We start from the raw sequence: 16,955 nt of genomic DNA, 5'->3' as shown, positions 1-16,955 counted from the left end.
ATTACAGCCTACTCCCCTTCACCCCAAAAATGGCCTAGCTAAAAAACCAGACCACTTCGTCAAAAAGGCAAAAGGCAAGACCTGACCCCGTTAGTTTTTCGATATAAATAACAAACGCATAAAAGTACTTAAACGGGTTTTATAAAACAATTCCGCATCATAAACGAGATCGACACTTGTAACAGCCCCTCTGTCGGCATGAGTAATATGAAATACACCATTGATGAGTTCGATGCGTTCACGTTGAGTTATCCCCCTTTCTACCGGGACTCCCCAATTTTCTTTTTGCATAGACTGGTGACCATCAAACATTTCTTGGCTGAAAATAAATTCACGTCGTAACCGCCCTTTGTCGGTTGTGGTACAAAAATCGTAGAGCGCCTGACGATATTGCTCATAAGTTTTGAGCTCGCGGTTAAATATTAAAAACGCTTTGTGAAAGTCTTCTTTGTCTTTCCACGTTTTCGCTTTACATGGCAATGGGTGGCTTTCGGAATACTCATGCATCACCCATAAAACGACAAAGTATGTGATAAATGCAGAAGCAATTAATTCGCGCTTACCTTGTTTGACCACATAGGTTTCATACCCATAATCTAGTTTTTCATATGATATCTTGTGATCACTATCAATACTTTCCCAAGGGAAATGAACGTACTTATAGCTCGGCTGGAAGGCCGTAATGAATCGCTCTATTACTTTACTCGTATATTTATCTGCAGTAGCAGAGAAATATTTTTCAAGCCCTGTGTATGTCATTATTCTATTACCTCTATCCAGCCATTATCTTCCATTTCGCTAATTTTTCGTGTATTCAACTGAATTCCAGTGTCACCAGTGGTGTTAAACCACGCTGTTATCTTACTTTTAATAATTGGGTCTTCAAAATCTTTTATTACTCGAAAACGGATCTCGACTTGCTGATTTTCATCGCCAGGTAGCGCCCTTTGGTCGTATGGTGTACCATCATTTGGGGCCACGTATTTACCTTCATCCAAGTTAATTTCATAGTTCCAATCAGGTTCTTGTCTTTTAGTAACAAACCTCGACAATTCATCGCCTTTTTTTAAACCCACAAGTTTTTCAAATGTTCCTGGTATACCATGCAAATACAATTCATCCATAGGATAAAACGTATGTGCTAGATTTCCCTCTGGCTTCTTCGGATCATCTTGCTTCCAATCTTGTGATTTTGCCTTGGCATAAACATCATCAATTACTTGGGTGTGATTGTTCTTATCTTTCTCACTTGGGGTATAGATATAATCATCTAGTCGTGTATCTAAATTATCTCTGTGTTCTGTCATGCGAGTGGTTGAGTTTGAGACCTCAAACTCCCCTTCACCAACAAGACTACCATTCCCACTCGGTGCCTGTGCCGTCGGCACATCATCCACCAACCCAGCCGTCTTCTTAACAACTAGCTTACCACCAGTAATCGCTACCTTACTTATACCCGCACCAATAAAAGTCGTGGTTAAGTCAGCCAGTAGATCTGATTCCGCTTGGGCTTGGGCTTCAATCGCTTCAGGTTCATTTGTTACTAAACCTTCTGCTATCGCTTCCATGTTGTTACCGAAGCTGTCTACATAATTAACAATCGCCTGCTGCACATGACCAGGGAGTTTTTTGAGCTCTTCTGGGTTATCCCACAAATATTCGATAGTTGCTGGCATCTTTTGCGCCATCTCTACCGCTTCTTCTCCGTACTGCCATAGCTTTTCTCCCGTTAATACCGCTATTCGCTCATCTTGGGCATTGTCTTGGCTACTTAACTCGGCTAAAGAGACCTCGCCTTTTAGTGCTACCCATCGAACAAGATCGGCTCCGGGAACAAGGCTGTTTGCCCCTTCCTCTTTATCTAAACTGTCGTACGTTTTTGTATTCGACGTTAAAGTACTGTCCACCTGTTTTGGCTTGTTAGTTATTGAATTCAATTGGGTATTCGAGTTTTGATGAGTAATGGTAGAGAGGTCGTAACCGTTGCTCGCATAGTCTGATCCCAGCTTGTCAGCGAACGCGTCATCAATGATTGTTGAGTACTCTTCACGATTCTCTTTATAAATATCTGACTTGTTTTCGGTGCCAAACTCTTGTGCATCAATCATGTGACTGGCTTCATTAGCAACCGTAGCAACGGTCTCCTGTGCGTTTGAACTTGCGTTATCTGAAATGTAGATATCATCAGTTTCATTAGAATAGAAACCCTTACGCTCATCATTTAGCACTAACAATACGTCTGACGGCTCGACCCCTATTGATGCTGCAATGTAATCTATCATTGCTTGATTAGCATTTTGCCTTTCCTCAGAAGAGTAATTGTCTGGGTTCGCCAATATATCTCTGTTTTTGGCATTTAAAGAGTCGTTATAAAATTCTTTCGCTGCACTGTAAAAATCTTGTTTTCTTTGTATATGTGTCCCTAGTCCCGTTTGCCCATCTTCAGCATTAGTCACTACACTCACTGAGTCTTTGGTTGAAAGCTCAACTAGCGCCTCACCTAGGAGGATAGAACGGTCTACATCTTCTCCAATCTGCGCCCTTCCCTCTTCACTCAACAAACGGTGATCCAGCGTCACATCAATATTCCCCTGCTGACGATCAACATCAAACAGGTCTTTTTCTGTATTTTCAGTATCACGATTGAGTGCCGTCAGATCATGGCTATCTTCTTGGTTATCGACCGTTAAGTCACCCCCGCCAACCGTCGCTAACGTTTTGCTCTTGCTGTATCCCGAGCTATTGCTGTATTGGAGCGAGGTCGAATTGCTTTCCGCACTGATATCACCACCTTGCACGCCCACACTACTGTTGATACCCATACTTTGGTTTTGTTCATAGTGACTGTTTGTCAGGTCTGCAAAAGTAAACGTATCGGTTTCTAGATTGAGATTACCGAGGTCTTGACCTTCACCATCAATGGTGCCGATGAGTGCACCTTTCACATCGGTATTGTTCGCTACTGTAATGTTCGAGTTGCCACCAGAGGTTAAGGTAGTCAGTAACGTTTCTTTACTGCTGGTTCGGCCATTTGATGCATTTAGACCGCCATTAGCGCCCGTTACATCACCGCCTTCTCCCATGGATGTTCCACCGCTCACGCCAGCACCTTTATTGCTGGATGAGTGTCTATCTTGAACTGACGCTATATTAAGGTCGCCACCCACGGTGACATTAAGCTCGCTGTCGGCGTCAACATTCGCGCCTTTGATGTTAGTGTCTTGCGTCGAGGTAATCGAGATTTTGTCGCCGCTTAACTGGCTATTATTGTGGGTGGTGGAAGAGGACTTACTTTCACTTCGATTAAGGCTGGCATTCAAGTTAATACCTGAAGAGGCGCCATACACTGTCATAGAAGCACTGATGCTGCCCGATTCGGTTTGTGTTTTGCCGGTTTGTGTATCAACAGTACCACATATGGGGTCAGGTCTTGCGTTTTGCTTCCGGCCAGTAAAATTAGAATAGTAACCTGTTCATCTTCTTCACTAAACAAAAATGGCCTAGCTAAAAAACTAGATCACTCTTAAGAAAAGGCAAAAGGCAAGACCTGACCCTCTTATTTTCTTCAAGTAGGACATCAAAGAAAGTGATGAACGGTATTTTTAAGTAAATAGGATGACATGTTTACCTCGAGAGATGACCTAGTACAAGCGACCTACATCCTCAACGCGTTTTGGTCTGCTCATCTTCCCCCCTTAAATAAAAAAGGCCTAGCTACAAACCTGTCCACCCTTATCAACAAGGCAAAAGACGAGACCTTACCCCGTTATTTCACTATTTAATTGACCCTATTGGTCAGATCGTGTTCGACTAAAGTTCAAATAACAAGCCACAGAAAACATCAAAACTTTCAGCCACATAAAAGGTCGTCATTTTACCATCTTCATCATAAGCATCGTGCAGCATAAAGATTATTGACGGTTCACTCCCTACGGAGATATTCCTATAGTCAAAACAAACATAATCCCCGCTTCCATTTCTACCAAATGAAACCAATCCTTCATATCCGTACACATCGTAGTCTTGGTTATTTAATATATCCAAAATCGAAGAGATCAAACCTTCACTTGAGCCAAAACCCAAGAAGTAGAAACCAGTTGAATCAAATACATCTTGACGTTTACAAAAGAAGCGAAAGTACTCATTTACCAATGAAGCTCCATTGTGTTTTTGTATGAATTCTTTATAGTTCATGGGAAATTCAATGCCTAATCTAGTTTCAAACGATTCTAGAATACTCAAATCACATTCCCCAAAATCATGAAATACAGTGAGATTACTTACACTCATTTAATTACCTTCACTCAAACTAGCTTCCCCTATATGCTTAACTGCATCATGTACCGCTTTGGGAATAAGTTGCATATTTTTAGGAGAGCTTTGTACATTGTGATGCCATGTATAATTAGGAATACTTTCTTTTCCAGCTTGAATGAATTTAAGCTGGGTTTCAGTAAACTGATTTTTATCTACTTGACCGCTGTTGATTTTATCTCTAAGGTCACGTGTCGCAGCTCTCATCTCAGCCGACTTCCTAGCATTCGAACTCATATTTTCATATCCGTCGGGTTTTACAATACTCGTAGTATACTTCGAATGGTCATCAAAAACAGGTAACCCCCGTTGGCTATCATAAGCAACATTTACTGATTTACGCTCTAGTGTCAAAGGATCTTGAAAAACAACCTTAACTCCTTTATTCCCATAAGAGTCGTACACTACATCTATTCCTTCTGCGGAGTTAACCCGTTGTCGAGGATTTAGAGCGACAGTTGTTGATTTTACATTATTAGGACCGTACTTAACTCCTAAAGCCTCTCTAACTTCAATTGAAGTTAACGGTTTTTGTAAAGCATCAGATTCCTTATCAACCTTCGGCGGCCCATTTATTCCATCAGAAACCGCGTTTTGATTACTTCCCGAAGTGTTTTTCTTACTGTTCTTTTGAATTCCCGCGAATAAACCAGTACCAGCAACGGCCATATCTGCAACATCGTCACTAAAGCCCATCGCTGTAACCCAATCCGTTAGATTATTTTGAACGGAGGCATCGGTCATTGGTCCAAGTGAGTCAGTATTTTCCTTTTTCATCAGGTTGTAGAATTCTTGCGCTCGCTGGCTATCGCCTATCAGCTCATAGTGGATATCTGCATTATCAGGTAACGTGGCATTCGCTAAATCACGACTATGGGGTTTACAGTCCCCTTCACTACAGTCAGATAGAGCGAGTGTATCTTTGTCCTCACTTAATATCTTCGCTTCTACAATTACTTTAACTTCGCACTCAGTATTACCATTACATACGGTAAAATCCTTCAATGCATTCTTAATATCTGTGTGATTCAAGTAGTTATTCTGATGAACAATCCCCCCAGCATTCTGCCCAGTATACGCCCCTTCAGCATCGCCCGTTACTGCAACCCCCGCGACTGCGCCAATAAGCCCAGCCACATCGACTTGTGTTTTTTCTTCAAGGCCCGAATTTCCAAGCGTACTTCCTGCAAGCTCGGTTGCAACACCCGCAGCGGCTCCAGCTATGAATTCCCCTCCTGCGAGCTCAGCAACCGCACCCTGGCTCACCCCATGAAGCAGTGACTTAGTGAAACCGCCTTCGGATAACCCATGAGTGACACCCCAATCTCCAATTTGATTGGCAGCAATTGCGCCAACGTTATTGGCTAGACCGCCACGTAGGCTATTCACAAACCCATCCGAGAAATCGGTACCATTAATAGCGCTGTCTACACCTGCTTGAATACCTGAGTGACCGACTTGTTGCAAGATAGCTTCTGGGCTTAAGCTCTGCCATGGCGTACCAATATTTGGGTTCCCTGACGCAAGTTTAGTGGCATCGACACTGGAGTAATTAGGCATGCCCGTATCAAGATTGATCGTACCATCGGTCACGCCAAGAAAGATAAAGGGGTCAGGTCTTGCGTTTTGCTATAAATTTGAATTACAGCCTACTCCCCTTCACCCCAAAAACAAAAATGGCCTAGCTAAAAAACTAGACCACCCGCATCAAAAAGGCAAAAGGCAAGACCTGACCCTGTTAGTTCTCCATTAAAGAGCGCCAAGATAACTTCAAGCTCGTGTTACAAACGCTTGGGCTAAACCCGCAGTAATGGTGAACGCTTAGCGTTAGCATAGTAAGCAATCGATAAATGGCTCCCTAAAATTGGGAGCCTTTTTTCATTAAAGAACTGCAACATTAAAGAACTGCAACAGGGTCACCCATTATTTTGTTTTTTCAGAGGCTTTTCTATTTGTATATCGCCAATCAATAGTCGTGTGTCACATCAGACACGCTAGCAGTTTTCCTTCCAGAGAATCATTTATTTGGTCAGAGATCAGCTCTATCCGACTTTCCAGACCATCATCCAACTCGACTTCCGTCAGATCATCACCGGTTAGGTTGTAAGCAAAGACACCTAGGTCAGTAATAAACACCGCTTTCATCCGTTCAGCTTTCAGCCCTATAAGTAGAGATGCCAGTTTCTTTCGACTGAATACCTTACTCGGTGAGAATCGCCAGCCGGTACTTTGAAACCCTTCTCCCTGGTTTGTGGCTTTGATGAAACCAGACTCCGGAATGGGTGTGTCTGACACCAAGGGCCTAGCATGGCTATGTTGATGCTTATGTTCATGTTTATGCTGATTATCATGTTGATGCGAAGGGAATGATCCAAACTGCGTTTCCCCGACAAATTCTTCCCATGCGATTTCCCCATGCTGAGAAAAAAGCACGTGAGTATTTGGTTGCCCATGCTGCTTAACGTAATCGATCAATCTTTTCTTATCACTATCTTGGTAAAGATCCAATTTATTACCGACGACAGTATCAGCAATGGATATCTGCTGATTAAAGGTATCGTGGCTGGTATAGCGTGAATCCGACAATTTTCGAGCATCGACGAGAGTCAGGGTTTTCTGAAGTGACAGGACTTCTCGGTAATGCTTAGATAACAACACTTGAAGTACCTCTTTAGGGTGACCAAGCCCCGTCGGTTCAATGAATAAACGATCAGGGTTCGCTTCAGACAATAACTGAGCTAGCGCTATTTGCATGGGCAATCCAGCGGCGCAACACATACACCCTCCGGGCACTTCACGGATAAAGACCTTTTTCTCTCCATTGTACTGGCCCTGGATGATGCTGCCATCCACACCTATTTCGCCAAATTCATTCACGAGCACAGCCCAACGTTCATCAGCCGGTTTGTGACGCATTAGATTTAAAATGGCTGAGGTTTTACCAACGCCCAAAAAACCCGTGATAATGTTCGTTGGTACCGACCGAATTGGCCGCGGATTAGAACTCATTGATTATTCTCCTATCACCCACGCTTGTTGGATCTATGACACGTGTATTCGCTATTGAAACGCCACTAACTCATAAGGAAATACCATGCCATTTCAAGCTAATTTTGATTGATTCATTAAGATATTGATACGTTATAACATAACAAGAAATTAGTTCAACAAGACTCGGTGGTCGGTTATGCTTCCGATGCTTGTGCTGCTGATCATGTGGAAGATTTTGCTGATGATTATATTAATGAATACGGCCCCAACAATGAGGCCGGAAAGACATTAAAATTCTCTGTACTTGTGCAGAATATTTTGAGGGATGTGGCAGTAATCATTCGGTCTCAAGGTCAACCGATCTTGATGCTCTTCGTCACTTTTCACATAGTTGGATAATGGAAGCACCTCTATTACTATTTGCGCTGAATTTTCTTGGGCATTGATGTATCTCCGCGCGATGTCCAGATGTTCTTTGTGCTTACTGTAAACGCCCGTTCGATACTTTTCACCCACGTCTTGCCCTTGCTTGTTCACGCTAAAAGGGTCGATGATTTCAAAAAAGTAAGTCATTAATCGTGTGACTGAAACAATCGATGGATCAAACTGAGTTTTCACACACTCTGCATACCCATCATAATCGCCTTGGGTTGTATTGCTGGTACCATTTGCTCTGCCAGCTTCAGTAGAAACAACACCGGGTAAATGTCTCATAAATTCTTGAACACCCCACAGGCAACCACCAGCAAACACGATTTCTTCCATTTGTTCTCCTTCTTTTATTTCTAATTTACATCAAAAATTCGATATTGTTGAACTCGATGTACGTTAGCTCGACATACTTAAAATTGATGTACTCAAAAACATTGGCGAACCATCGGTGGTGTTTGATAACATTATTCACTATGCCAACAGCAAACAATAGCATCGGTGCCAGTGACTATGATTGTTGGCAAAAACAAAAATAGGAAGCACTATGATACCGCTCAGTACATCCATCGTGTCAGGGGTCGCCATTTCCAAAGTGAATGGCCAACTAAAAATTCTTCTAATGAAACGCGTCAAAGGTGGGTATTGGTGCCATGTAGCAGGGTCCATTGAAGGAAGTGAAAACGGGTGTCAGGCCATCATAAGAGAATTTCAAGAAGAGACTCAAATCGAGGTCAGAACGTTGTATAACGCCCATTTTATCGACAAGTTTTATGAGCCTCACGTCAATGTGCTTCAGATGATCCCTGTTTTTGCCGTGTATTGCCCCGATGATCAACCAGTGACATTGAACGAAGAGCACACCGAATACCGATGGTGTACCCTGGAAGAGGCGATTGAGATAACGCCATTTCCTGGTCAACACGCTGTCTACCGTCATGTGTGGTCATACTTTATCGATAGCGAGCCTGACCCATTGCTCAAGATCCCCATCATCAATAACATCGTGTAAAGCGCCCACGGTTTTTCACTTCCTTGATGGGATATTTGAGTTAAGCTTTAAAGGTACCTTGTAAACAATTGAAAGGTGCCTTGTAGACAACAAGTGGCTTACGCTGCTTATGAATATCTCGGCAAAATGTCGCTATTTTCGTCTAATTAGCACCTTATGATTACATCTCGCTACGAACTAATGTATAACGACGCTATGAAAATACCTAAGAGAATACAGCCTTTAGTCGACGACGGTTTAGTTGACGAGGTTCAGAGCCAATTAATGAGTGGCAAAGAAGCCTCGGTGTACATTGTACGCTGCGGTGAAGAGATCCGTTGTGCCAAAGTGTATAAGGAAGCGACTCAACGTAGCTTTAAAAAAGCCGTGGCTTATCGAGAAGGACGTAAGGTCCGAAACAGCCGCCGTGCTCGCGCTATGGAAAAAGGCTCTGGCTTTGGCCGCGATCAGCAAGAGAAGGTATGGCAAAGCGCCGAAGTCGATGCTTTGTTTAAGCTCGCTGCGGCCGGTGTAAGAGTGCCTGAACCTTACGGTTGTTACGATGGGGTATTGCTAATGGAACTGGTGACCGATGATGACGGTTACGTCGCGCCTAGGCTGAATGATGTGGTCATGCCTGCCGAACAAGCCATTGAAGACCACGCCGTTATGATGACTTACGTGGTGAAAATGCTCTGTGCAGGTCTCATTCACGGCGATCTCTCCGAGTTCAATGTATTGGTTGATGAATATGGTCCAGTGATCATTGATTTACCTCAAGCCGTTGATGCCGCAGCGAATAACAATGCTGAATGGATGCTCACTCGCGATGTCAATAATATCCGTGATTACTACGGTCAATTTGCACCAGAGCTTCTCACCACCGAATACGCGAAAGAAATCTGGGCTATCTTTGAGAAAGGTGACCTCAAACCAGACACTGAGCTAACGGGAACGTTCGTTGAACAGGATATCGAAGCTGATCTTGCGGCTATCATGAAAGAAATTGATGATGCGAGAAGTGAAGAACGCTTTAGACGAGAGCGAATCAAAGAAGCAAAAGAAGGCATTGATGAAAGTAAGTTTAACTGGTCTGAATAACCTTTCGCTTTAGGCTTTAGGCTTTAGGCTTTAGGCTTTAGGCCATGCAGCATAGCCAAAAGCAGCATAGCCAAAAACCGTAGAAAATAACCGCAATTAAACATAGTGCTTTCTAACGTGCCAGTGTTCTGCAACTGGCACTCTCTGCAAACCACACAATAATGACAAAATGAAACAAGCCATCACGGGTTACCACAAAGACGAAAACGACGACTGGGTTGCTCAGTTGGAATGCGGCCATTTCCAGCATGTCAGACACAATCCTCCCTTTATCTGCCGACCGTGGGTTGTCTCTCAAGAGGGTAGACAGTCAATGCTGGGTTACTTGTTAGAGTGCAAAAAATGCGATACAGGATCCCCTCAAGATTTTTTGCTTTTGGAGTAGCCAAAGTAAATATCCTGTCGATTCTCTAGCCACAGTTCGTGTTTTGCCATCACCTTAGCAAACATAGCACTTTGTAAATACCCATTAAGCCAATCGCGAAGTTTAGGGTATGGGCTCTGCAAGTACCACTGCCTTTCAATTCGAGCAAACTTACGAATAAAAGGCATCACGGCAATATCTAACAAGCTTTCTCGGTCAGAAAACAGGTAGGTATGCTCCGTCAGTCTATCCTCTAACGACTGCAGTACCACTTCACAGCGACGGCGGCACTCTCCTAGATTGTCTTCATGGTATCGCTTAGCACAGCTATACGCCTCCAACGCAGGAACAAACTCAGACTCAAAAAGACTGATTAATGCATGCATGCGAGTCAATGCCGCCTCTTGCTTATGGTGAAGAAGATCATCGGGATCATTTTCAGCCAAAGCCCATAGCATCACTTCCAAACTCTCTTCTAGAATAATACGGTCGCTAACAACCAAAACTGGCACACTCCCTTTTGGGGAAGCGACCAGCATTTCCTTAGGCTTGTTGTTCAGTTTAACGGCCCTAATTAGTACGGTTTTCTGAGATTTAAACAAGGCGATACGTGCCCGCATCGCGTATGGACAGTGCTGCAAAGAATAGAGTATCGGGGCTTGAACGCTTGAATTGCTGTTACTGCCTTGAATTAATTGACTGCTCATGGTTTCACTTAGTCTTTCCATTTCCATTTAGTTATAACAATTTCGCGATAACGCTTACTTTAAGTGCAATGGGTTAAATACAATGCGTTAAATGCAGTGCGTTAAATATAATGCGCTAAATATATCGATGAAACGCTATCTGAACGAGTGGAATTAGATCACACTATTGAGGCAATGGCTAATTCATGGGAGACAACAGATCAGGATTCACGACTAAATTTCGCACACCATGAGCATGGTCTTCATCAAAGACATTGTTTTCACACCAACGACCTACACTATTAATATCCACTTTGGCCACTTTAGGGCGTACACTCCATGTGACTTGAAATGGAGACGCTTTTTCGTTGAAGTTAGGCCCCGTTGTCGAACCGGCGTACTGAATAGGTGTTCCGGTATCACTCGGAATATTCACAGATTGGTACTTGCCATTCTGTTCTTGGACACTCGCCAATTCAATAAAATTGCCAGCGTTGTTATCGTTGACCAGCACATAGACTTGAGTTTCAACACGAAGCTGCGGGTTACCAATCGCATCATTGAAACATGCCCCTAACGTTGCTCCCGGTTGCACCTGAGCTGTTGAATACACATAGTGAACTTCGATTGTATCACCAACACTTAGCCCACTATACCCACTGTGCTGACTATTCTTAGTATGCCCAGTAGGATAACTAGGGCAAACCTCACCTTTTACAGGCTTTCGCTCCGATGGTGCCAGCGTACCTGAATATCGATAACCGCTAAGGTAACCCTGACCATCGCCATTTCCGGCGTATTGAGTAAACTCTCCCCCTTTGTGTTCGGCATTTTTGTGAAAATGGATATTACATAGATTCATTTCAGTCGCAGGAGGAGCAGCAGAAAATGTTATTTGATTCCTCCCTTCTTTCTGGTCAAGGTCGCGTGGAGACTGCGGCCCAAACCCTTTTCCTTGGGTATTCTTTGAAAGCATTGCACGCTGCTCAGTAATGACACCGTTCATAACGGAATCATCCGATGTGTACTGACCATTTTGCGCATTCACTAACGAAGAAGAAACAGCAATCACGACTGCTGCCGATTTTATCCAATCACTCATAGCATGGCTCCGTACATTGTTTGATAAACTAACCTTTGATGACTATCGTGTTTGTTTTCGTGGCGGGTATCCAGAGATCTCTTCGAACACTCGTCAACATCTCGTCAACACAAAGCCGCCACCTAACTTAATCAAACCCATTCATCACAATGTCAGCTCTCATCGCCCCAATGGTTAAAAAGAGATCCTCTACCCAAATAAAGTACAAAAAAAAAGCGATCATAATGATCGCTTTTCAAACGTTTGGAGCGTTCTGTCACTGTTTTTAGGGCTAACGTTTTTAAGGCTAGCGTTTTAACGCTTAAGCTGAAGTTTTAAGGTTAACGCTAAAGTTTTCACGCTAATGTTATAATTTTTACACTAACGCTATAATTTTCACGCTAACGCTATAGTTTCACGCTAACGCTAAGGTTTATACCAACCTTGCAGCCCCTGTTGTAAACGGTTGGCTGCATCAGTAGCCATCATTGAACCATTAATCACGCCAACACTGGTTTCCCAAATTTCCAACTCTAAACTCGGTTCGCCACGGTTTAAGATCTGATAAGAGTTCCGAATGGTCGAGTCACAGGTATCACGCCAAGCGATCATAGTTTTTGCTGTTGGATCAGCAACGTCAATAAAGTGATTCGATAGTGAGAAGAAGCCAGGCAACGCGTTGGTAAAGAGGCCGGCGAATTCTTCACTGGACATCCAGTCTATAAAGGTCTGTGCTTCCGCTAAGTTTTTACTGTTGGCGTTGATCCCAATACCGATATCAGTATGGTCACTGATAAAGCAATCATCGCCTGAGTTCTTAACCGGTGGTCTAAACACCCCTAAATCGATTTTGCTGTTAAAAGCAGAAATATCCCATGAACCGGCTGGATAAACCGCCGCTTTACCAGAAGCAAACATATCTATTGCATCGGTATAACCACGATCTTGATATCCATCTCCCATGTAAGCACCCCAACGGCCTAACTGCTCAAACACGGCTTGATATTCAGGGTCATTCAATTTCCCTTCGCCAGATATCAAACCAAAACGGCCATCTTCACCATTCCAGTAGTTAGGTCCAATATTTTGAAAGCCCATTGTTGCCGCTTCCCATTTGTCTTTTGTCCCCATGGCAATCGGAACATACTTACCACTGGCTTTGACTTTATCTAAGCCCATGAAAAATTCTTCTACGGTTTGAGGTTCTTTAAGGCCTAACTCAGAGAAGATGGTTTTGTTGTAGAAGAAGCCGTGAATAACAGACGCCAACGGTAAACAAAAAGTCACGGCTCCATCATCGGTTTGCCATGCAGACTGTGCAAAAGAGGGGAAGTTTTCCATGCCGTCAACGTCGGTTAAATCCACCAGATGACCATCATTAAATAACTTAAGTGAATCATCAAACGGACGACACGTAATAATATCGCCGGCATTACCCCCTGCAAGCCTTCCATTCAATTGATCGTTATACTCGGTCGCTACAGTATGCTTATATTCGACTTTAATATTGGGATGGACGGCATTAAAGGCGGGAATAATTTTGTTGTTCCAAATTTCCCCATCTTCACGCCAACTCTCGATAACCAGTGTTCCACTTTGTACTACTGCGGAAAAACAAACCGCAAATAACAGACATAGCTTGCCAAAATATTTCATAACACTCCCTTCCTTTTTATTTTTATACGTCCACACGGCTACAACTTGAACTTATTAACCAGTGTCCGCTGCTGCTGCGCTAGCTGCGCTAACACGTCACTTACAGACGATGCGCCTCTCGCTTCTGTTTCGGTCTCAATCGCCACTTCCGATATTTCGTTGATGGTTTTTGCAATATCGCGGCTGACCACTATTTGCTCTTCAGATGCATGAGCCACTTGCATGCTCATATCATTGATGGATTCCATACGCTCTGCCACCGACTTCAAGGTTTCATCGGTAATTCGACTTTGTTCAACACATTCTTTGGTTTTGTCCTGACTCTCATTCATAACCTCCACCACTTGTTGAGAGCTCTCTTGCAGACTTTCTATCATCCTCTGGATTTCAACGGTTGATTGCTGGGTTCTTGTGGCTAAAGTTCTGACTTCATCGGCTACGACAGCAAAGCCGCGTCCATGCTCTCCGGCTCTCGCCGCTTCTATCGCCGCATTCAAAGCAAGCAAGTTAGTTTGCTCAGCAATGCCTCGAATCACATCAAGAATGCTGCCAATGTTATTACTAAACTCATCTAACTTGTGAGTAATATCCACGGCGGTATTGATGGAGTGAAGCAGCTCTTCAACCAGCACTAAACTGCTGGCAACCTGCCCTCTGCTCTCTTGCGTGCTGGTATTGGCTTTCTTAACTTCTTCTTGGGATTGCTCGGTAGAACGGAACACTTCCGACACGCTCACTTCCATCTCTGAGATAGCGGCTGCCACTAAATCGATTTGCTGTTTCTGCGTCGACACCCGGGACATGGTGGCATCGCTAATTTGTGATGCATTCTGAGCTTCTTCGGCTAAGCTGTCAGAGCCCGAGTTGATTTGAGAAAGTAAGTTTTTCATTTCAGAAACAAGCTGGTCGATGGAATTGGAGAGTTCACCGAATTCACAACTTGATTGGTAGTTCACATGGTGAGTCATGTCCCCTTGTGTCATCTTGCGTAATACCCGATTGATCAAGGAGAGAGGTTTATGTATCGATCTGGATGTTAGATAACCAATGATTGCTGCAACAAATGCTGAGGCGAGCGTCATAACGATGATCATAACTTCCGCAGATTCCACAGACTTAGCCGTGACTGAACTGGCCGAATCGACTTCGACCAATGCCATGTCTGAAAGCTGTTCAACCTCCGCTTCCATAGCACGCGTACTCTGCTGAGCTTGCTCAATCAAGCCTCGAATCTCGCTTTGCAGTTGGCGCTGACGAATCATCAGTGGCAGCATGCCTTTTTCTGATACTCCAGCTTCTTCTAGTTTCGCCAACGTTTTCTCGAATCGAGCAATGACTCCCGCACTGACTTTTATGCTGCCAATGCCTTCTTTGGCTCGGCTGACATTACTGGTAAATGTTTCCACTAACTTAGTCAGATCCATATCGGGGTTGGCTGCACGTAGTGTTCTGAGATCTCGCTGTATTCCACTGGTTAATCGATCGACTTTATTACTCTGAGAACGACTTTTGCTGACTTTATCTAGCAACAGTAAGGTGACTTTTTGAAAAGAATCTTCAAATTTAACAAAAACTTGTCTTGCACTATTAAGCTGTTGATTAAGCTCTATAGACTCCGTGTGCTGGCTCATGACTTGATCCGCCACTGAAAAATACCCTTCAGCGGTTTGTGTGATCACACTGGCTTTATCGGTTTGAGACGTGGTTGAGCGTATTCGCTCCAAAATGGCAAAAAACACCTCTCTTTGCTCATTGAATTCTTGTTGAATGGGAGGAAGAGATTCGATCTCGGTATAAGTGATGTACTCAAGCAAGCTCCGCTGACTTTTTAAAACCGCCGTTTGCAATTTAGAGGTTTCGACTAAAAGTGGCGTGGCTTTTTGGGTGACCTGTCGAACATGAGAGTCTACGGTGGTTAATTTGTAGTAGCTGATCCCTCCGAGCAGAGCGAGCAACAGAAACATGATGAAATACCCACCAATGGTTCTTTGGACAATACTTAGCTTCATAATTTCTACCAGAAATGAACACTATCAATAAATGTAGACGAAGTTTTCACCTTGATCACAATTATTGTTTCGTTGTCTTTGTGCCTCTCTGGATCGATTTCTGACTCGAATTATCGGTTTTTTATGTCACAGGCTCTACTAACGCTCATCTTTAGGGGATCCCATCACCACCATGGTCGTGATGGATTTTACATGTTCACATTCACCCAGAACATCGGAATGAATTAGCTTATAACTCGCTAGAGAGCTCGTCTCAATGCGAAGTAAGTACTCATTAGCACCTGTAATGTTATGGCATTCTACGACCTCATCAACAAAACGAACATGCTCTTCAAATTCTAGTTGTGCCTTCTTGCTATGGCTGGCTAATCCAATGGACACGTAAGCAATAAACCCAATACCAAGCGGTTCGCTGTTGAGAATCGCTCGATAACCTTTGATGACTTCTGTGCGCTCTAATTCCTGAACGCGACGCAGGGTTGCTGAGGGCGATAACCCGACTCTATCCGAAAGCTCTACATTAGAGATTCGGCCATCCACTTTAAGCGCTTGCAATATTCTTTCGTCAAACTTGTCCATACCGTATTTTATTGCTTAATTAATTTTATATGCGTCAATAAAAACACAAAATTGCGCTTAATTCTACTTAACATTGTTTTAAGAGAATAACGATGAACCGCAATGAGGGACTTCAATGGAATTAGAACAACTGGGAGCACTGCTACTTTTCGCCTTCGTATCCACGTTTACACCAGGACCGAACAACATCATGTTGATGACATCGGGTGCGAATGTAGGCTTTGCGCGAACGATACCGCACATGCTTGGCGTTTCCCTTGGTTTTGCCTTTATGGTGATCTTAGTGGGTGTGGGATTAATGGGCGTATTTACAGCCTACCCAATCAGTCATCAGATATTAAAGTATGTGAGTTTGGCGTACCTTATTTATCTCGCGGCAAAAATTGCGATGAGCGGACGAGCAAAAGAAGTCGATGATTTTAAGCCGCTCTCTTTTATCGCAGCAGCGAGCTTTCAGTGGGTAAATCCAAAAGGATGGTCAATGGCGTTGAGCGCAGTCACATTATTCAGCAGCGGTGGCGCTTGGTTTGAACTGGGTATAATTGCCACAGCGTTTACCCTTGCCAACATTCCTTCGGTGAGCTTTTGGACCATCGCAGGTCAAAAGCTTCAACATTGGCTTATCACGCCAGTTCGTATTCGCAGTTTTAACCTTTCAATGGCGTTGCTGCTTCTCATTTCAACGGTGCCGATGCTGTAATTAAAGCCCGTGCGTTAAGTCACACCAATGCTTTCTTTTAAATCAATGCGTATG

At 43.6% G+C, this 16,955-nt stretch carries 16 protein-coding genes; 4 read left to right on the top strand and 12 right to left on the bottom strand.

All coding sequences use genetic code 11. The features are described 5' to 3' along the window. Positions 1–90 precede the first annotated feature (90 nt). The 6 genes from QF117_RS02280 to QF117_RS02255 form a co-directional block, all read right to left on the bottom strand. The gene (locus QF117_RS02280) at positions 91–759 is read right to left on the bottom strand and encodes a hypothetical protein (protein WP_282385919.1); all 669 of its coding nucleotides are present in this window, start codon (positions 757–759) and stop codon (positions 91–93) included. Continuing rightward, positions 759–3,353: a hemagglutinin repeat-containing protein gene (locus QF117_RS02275; RefSeq protein ID WP_282385918.1), complete on the bottom strand. Its 2,595-nt coding sequence runs from the start codon at positions 3,351–3,353 to the stop codon at positions 759–761. The genes QF117_RS02280 and QF117_RS02275 overlap by 1 nt, the downstream gene beginning before the upstream one ends. Positions 3,354–3,810: 457 nt before the next feature. Beyond that, a complete protein-coding gene (locus QF117_RS02270; protein WP_282385917.1) occupies positions 3,811–4,290 on the bottom strand; it encodes an SMI1/KNR4 family protein in 480 nt (159 codons plus the stop codon). Continuing rightward, positions 4,291–5,874, bottom strand: coding sequence for an HNH endonuclease (locus QF117_RS02265; protein WP_282385916.1), 1,584 nt, complete (start codon positions 5,872–5,874; stop codon positions 4,291–4,293). A 420-nt stretch (positions 5,875–6,294) separates the two neighbouring features. Next, entirely contained in the window at positions 6,295–7,323 is a 1,029-nt protein-coding gene (locus tag QF117_RS02260) for a GTP-binding protein (RefSeq protein WP_282385915.1), read from the bottom strand. A 270-nt stretch (positions 7,324–7,593) separates the two neighbouring features. Then, positions 7,594–8,070 carry a peptide-methionine (S)-S-oxide reductase gene (locus QF117_RS02255; RefSeq protein ID WP_282385914.1) on the bottom strand — a complete coding sequence of 159 codons (477 nt, stop codon included), beginning with the start codon at positions 8,068–8,070 and terminating at the stop codon, positions 7,594–7,596. Positions 8,071–8,281: 211 nt separating this feature from the next. On the opposite strand from QF117_RS02255, the gene QF117_RS02250 reads away from it, so the two are divergent. Next, positions 8,282–8,746: an NUDIX domain-containing protein gene (locus QF117_RS02250; RefSeq protein ID WP_282385913.1), complete on the top strand. Its 465-nt coding sequence runs from the start codon at positions 8,282–8,284 to the stop codon at positions 8,744–8,746. 195 nt (positions 8,747–8,941) lie between these two features. Further along, positions 8,942–9,826, top strand: coding sequence for a PA4780 family RIO1-like protein kinase (locus QF117_RS02245; protein ID WP_282385912.1), 885 nt, complete (start codon positions 8,942–8,944; stop codon positions 9,824–9,826). A 112-nt stretch (positions 9,827–9,938) separates the two neighbouring features. Here QF117_RS02245 and QF117_RS02240 read toward each other — a convergent pair whose 3' ends face one another. Beyond that, the gene (locus QF117_RS02240) at positions 9,939–10,085 is read right to left on the bottom strand and encodes a hypothetical protein (RefSeq protein ID WP_282386177.1); all 147 of its coding nucleotides are present in this window, start codon (positions 10,083–10,085) and stop codon (positions 9,939–9,941) included. Here QF117_RS02240 and QF117_RS02235 point away from each other — a divergent pair. Further along, positions 10,053–10,211, top strand: coding sequence for a DUF3565 domain-containing protein (locus QF117_RS02235; RefSeq protein ID WP_282386126.1), 159 nt, complete (start codon positions 10,053–10,055; stop codon positions 10,209–10,211). The genes QF117_RS02240 and QF117_RS02235 overlap by 33 nt on opposite strands. On the opposite strand, the gene QF117_RS02230 is transcribed toward QF117_RS02235, so the two are convergent. The 5 genes from QF117_RS02230 to QF117_RS02210 form a co-directional block, all read right to left on the bottom strand. Next, positions 10,187–10,897, bottom strand: a complete 711-nt coding sequence (locus QF117_RS02230; RefSeq protein WP_282385911.1) for a glutathione S-transferase — start codon at positions 10,895–10,897, stop codon at positions 10,187–10,189. The genes QF117_RS02235 and QF117_RS02230 overlap by 25 nt on opposite strands. A 178-nt stretch (positions 10,898–11,075) precedes the next feature. Next, the gene (locus QF117_RS02225; protein ID WP_282386124.1) at positions 11,076–11,966 is read right to left on the bottom strand and encodes a delta-class carbonic anhydrase; all 891 of its coding nucleotides are present in this window, start codon (positions 11,964–11,966) and stop codon (positions 11,076–11,078) included. A 417-nt stretch (positions 11,967–12,383) separates the two neighbouring features. After that, the gene (locus QF117_RS02220) at positions 12,384–13,613 is read right to left on the bottom strand and encodes an ABC transporter substrate-binding protein (RefSeq protein ID WP_282385909.1); all 1,230 of its coding nucleotides are present in this window, start codon (positions 13,611–13,613) and stop codon (positions 12,384–12,386) included. Between the two features lie 38 nt (positions 13,614–13,651). Further along, positions 13,652–15,622, bottom strand: a complete 1,971-nt coding sequence (locus QF117_RS02215) for a methyl-accepting chemotaxis protein (RefSeq protein WP_282385907.1) — start codon at positions 15,620–15,622, stop codon at positions 13,652–13,654. 138 nt (positions 15,623–15,760) lie between these two features. Beyond that, positions 15,761–16,201: an Lrp/AsnC family transcriptional regulator gene (locus tag QF117_RS02210; RefSeq protein ID WP_017036188.1), complete on the bottom strand. Its 441-nt coding sequence runs from the start codon at positions 16,199–16,201 to the stop codon at positions 15,761–15,763. Between the two features lie 115 nt (positions 16,202–16,316). On the opposite strand from QF117_RS02210, the gene QF117_RS02205 reads away from it, so the two are divergent. Beyond that, a complete protein-coding gene (locus QF117_RS02205; protein ID WP_282385906.1) occupies positions 16,317–16,901 on the top strand; it encodes a LysE family translocator in 585 nt (194 codons plus the stop codon). Positions 16,902–16,955 lie beyond the last annotated feature (54 nt).

Source organism: Vibrio sp. YMD68 (assembly GCF_029958905.1).
Classification (GTDB): Bacteria; Pseudomonadota; Gammaproteobacteria; order Enterobacterales; family Vibrionaceae; genus Vibrio.
This window is presented reverse-complemented; position numbering and strand designations above follow the sequence as displayed.

What these genes read in the sequence shown, in the direction of transcription:
- QF117_RS02220 (WP_282385909.1), bottom strand. Translation starts at nt 13,613, where the DNA reads ATGAAATATTTTGGCAAGCTATGTCTGTTATTTGCGGTTTGTTTTTCC.
- QF117_RS02260 (WP_282385915.1), bottom strand. Translation starts at nt 7,323, where the DNA reads ATGAGTTCTAATCCGCGGCCAATTCGGTCGGTACCAACGAACATTATC.
- QF117_RS02250 (WP_282385913.1), top strand. Translation starts at nt 8,282, where the DNA reads ATGATACCGCTCAGTACATCCATCGTGTCAGGGGTCGCCATTTCCAAA.
- QF117_RS02265 (WP_282385916.1), bottom strand. Translation starts at nt 5,874, where the DNA reads ATGCCTAATTACTCCAGTGTCGATGCCACTAAACTTGCGTCAGGGAAC.
- QF117_RS02205 (WP_282385906.1), top strand. Translation starts at nt 16,317, where the DNA reads ATGGAATTAGAACAACTGGGAGCACTGCTACTTTTCGCCTTCGTATCC.
- QF117_RS02230 (WP_282385911.1), bottom strand. Translation starts at nt 10,897, where the DNA reads ATGAGCAGTCAATTAATTCAAGGCAGTAACAGCAATTCAAGCGTTCAA.
- QF117_RS02255 (WP_282385914.1), bottom strand. Translation starts at nt 8,070, where the DNA reads ATGGAAGAAATCGTGTTTGCTGGTGGTTGCCTGTGGGGTGTTCAAGAA.
- QF117_RS02245 (WP_282385912.1), top strand. Translation starts at nt 8,942, where the DNA reads ATGAAAATACCTAAGAGAATACAGCCTTTAGTCGACGACGGTTTAGTT.
- QF117_RS02270 (WP_282385917.1), bottom strand. Translation starts at nt 4,290, where the DNA reads ATGAGTGTAAGTAATCTCACTGTATTTCATGATTTTGGGGAATGTGAT.
- QF117_RS02210 (WP_017036188.1), bottom strand. Translation starts at nt 16,201, where the DNA reads ATGGACAAGTTTGACGAAAGAATATTGCAAGCGCTTAAAGTGGATGGC.
- QF117_RS02215 (WP_282385907.1), bottom strand. Translation starts at nt 15,622, where the DNA reads ATGAAGCTAAGTATTGTCCAAAGAACCATTGGTGGGTATTTCATCATG.
- QF117_RS02280 (WP_282385919.1), bottom strand. Translation starts at nt 759, where the DNA reads ATGACATACACAGGGCTTGAAAAATATTTCTCTGCTACTGCAGATAAA.
- QF117_RS02275 (WP_282385918.1), bottom strand. Translation starts at nt 3,353, where the DNA reads ATGACAGTGTATGGCGCCTCTTCAGGTATTAACTTGAATGCCAGCCTT.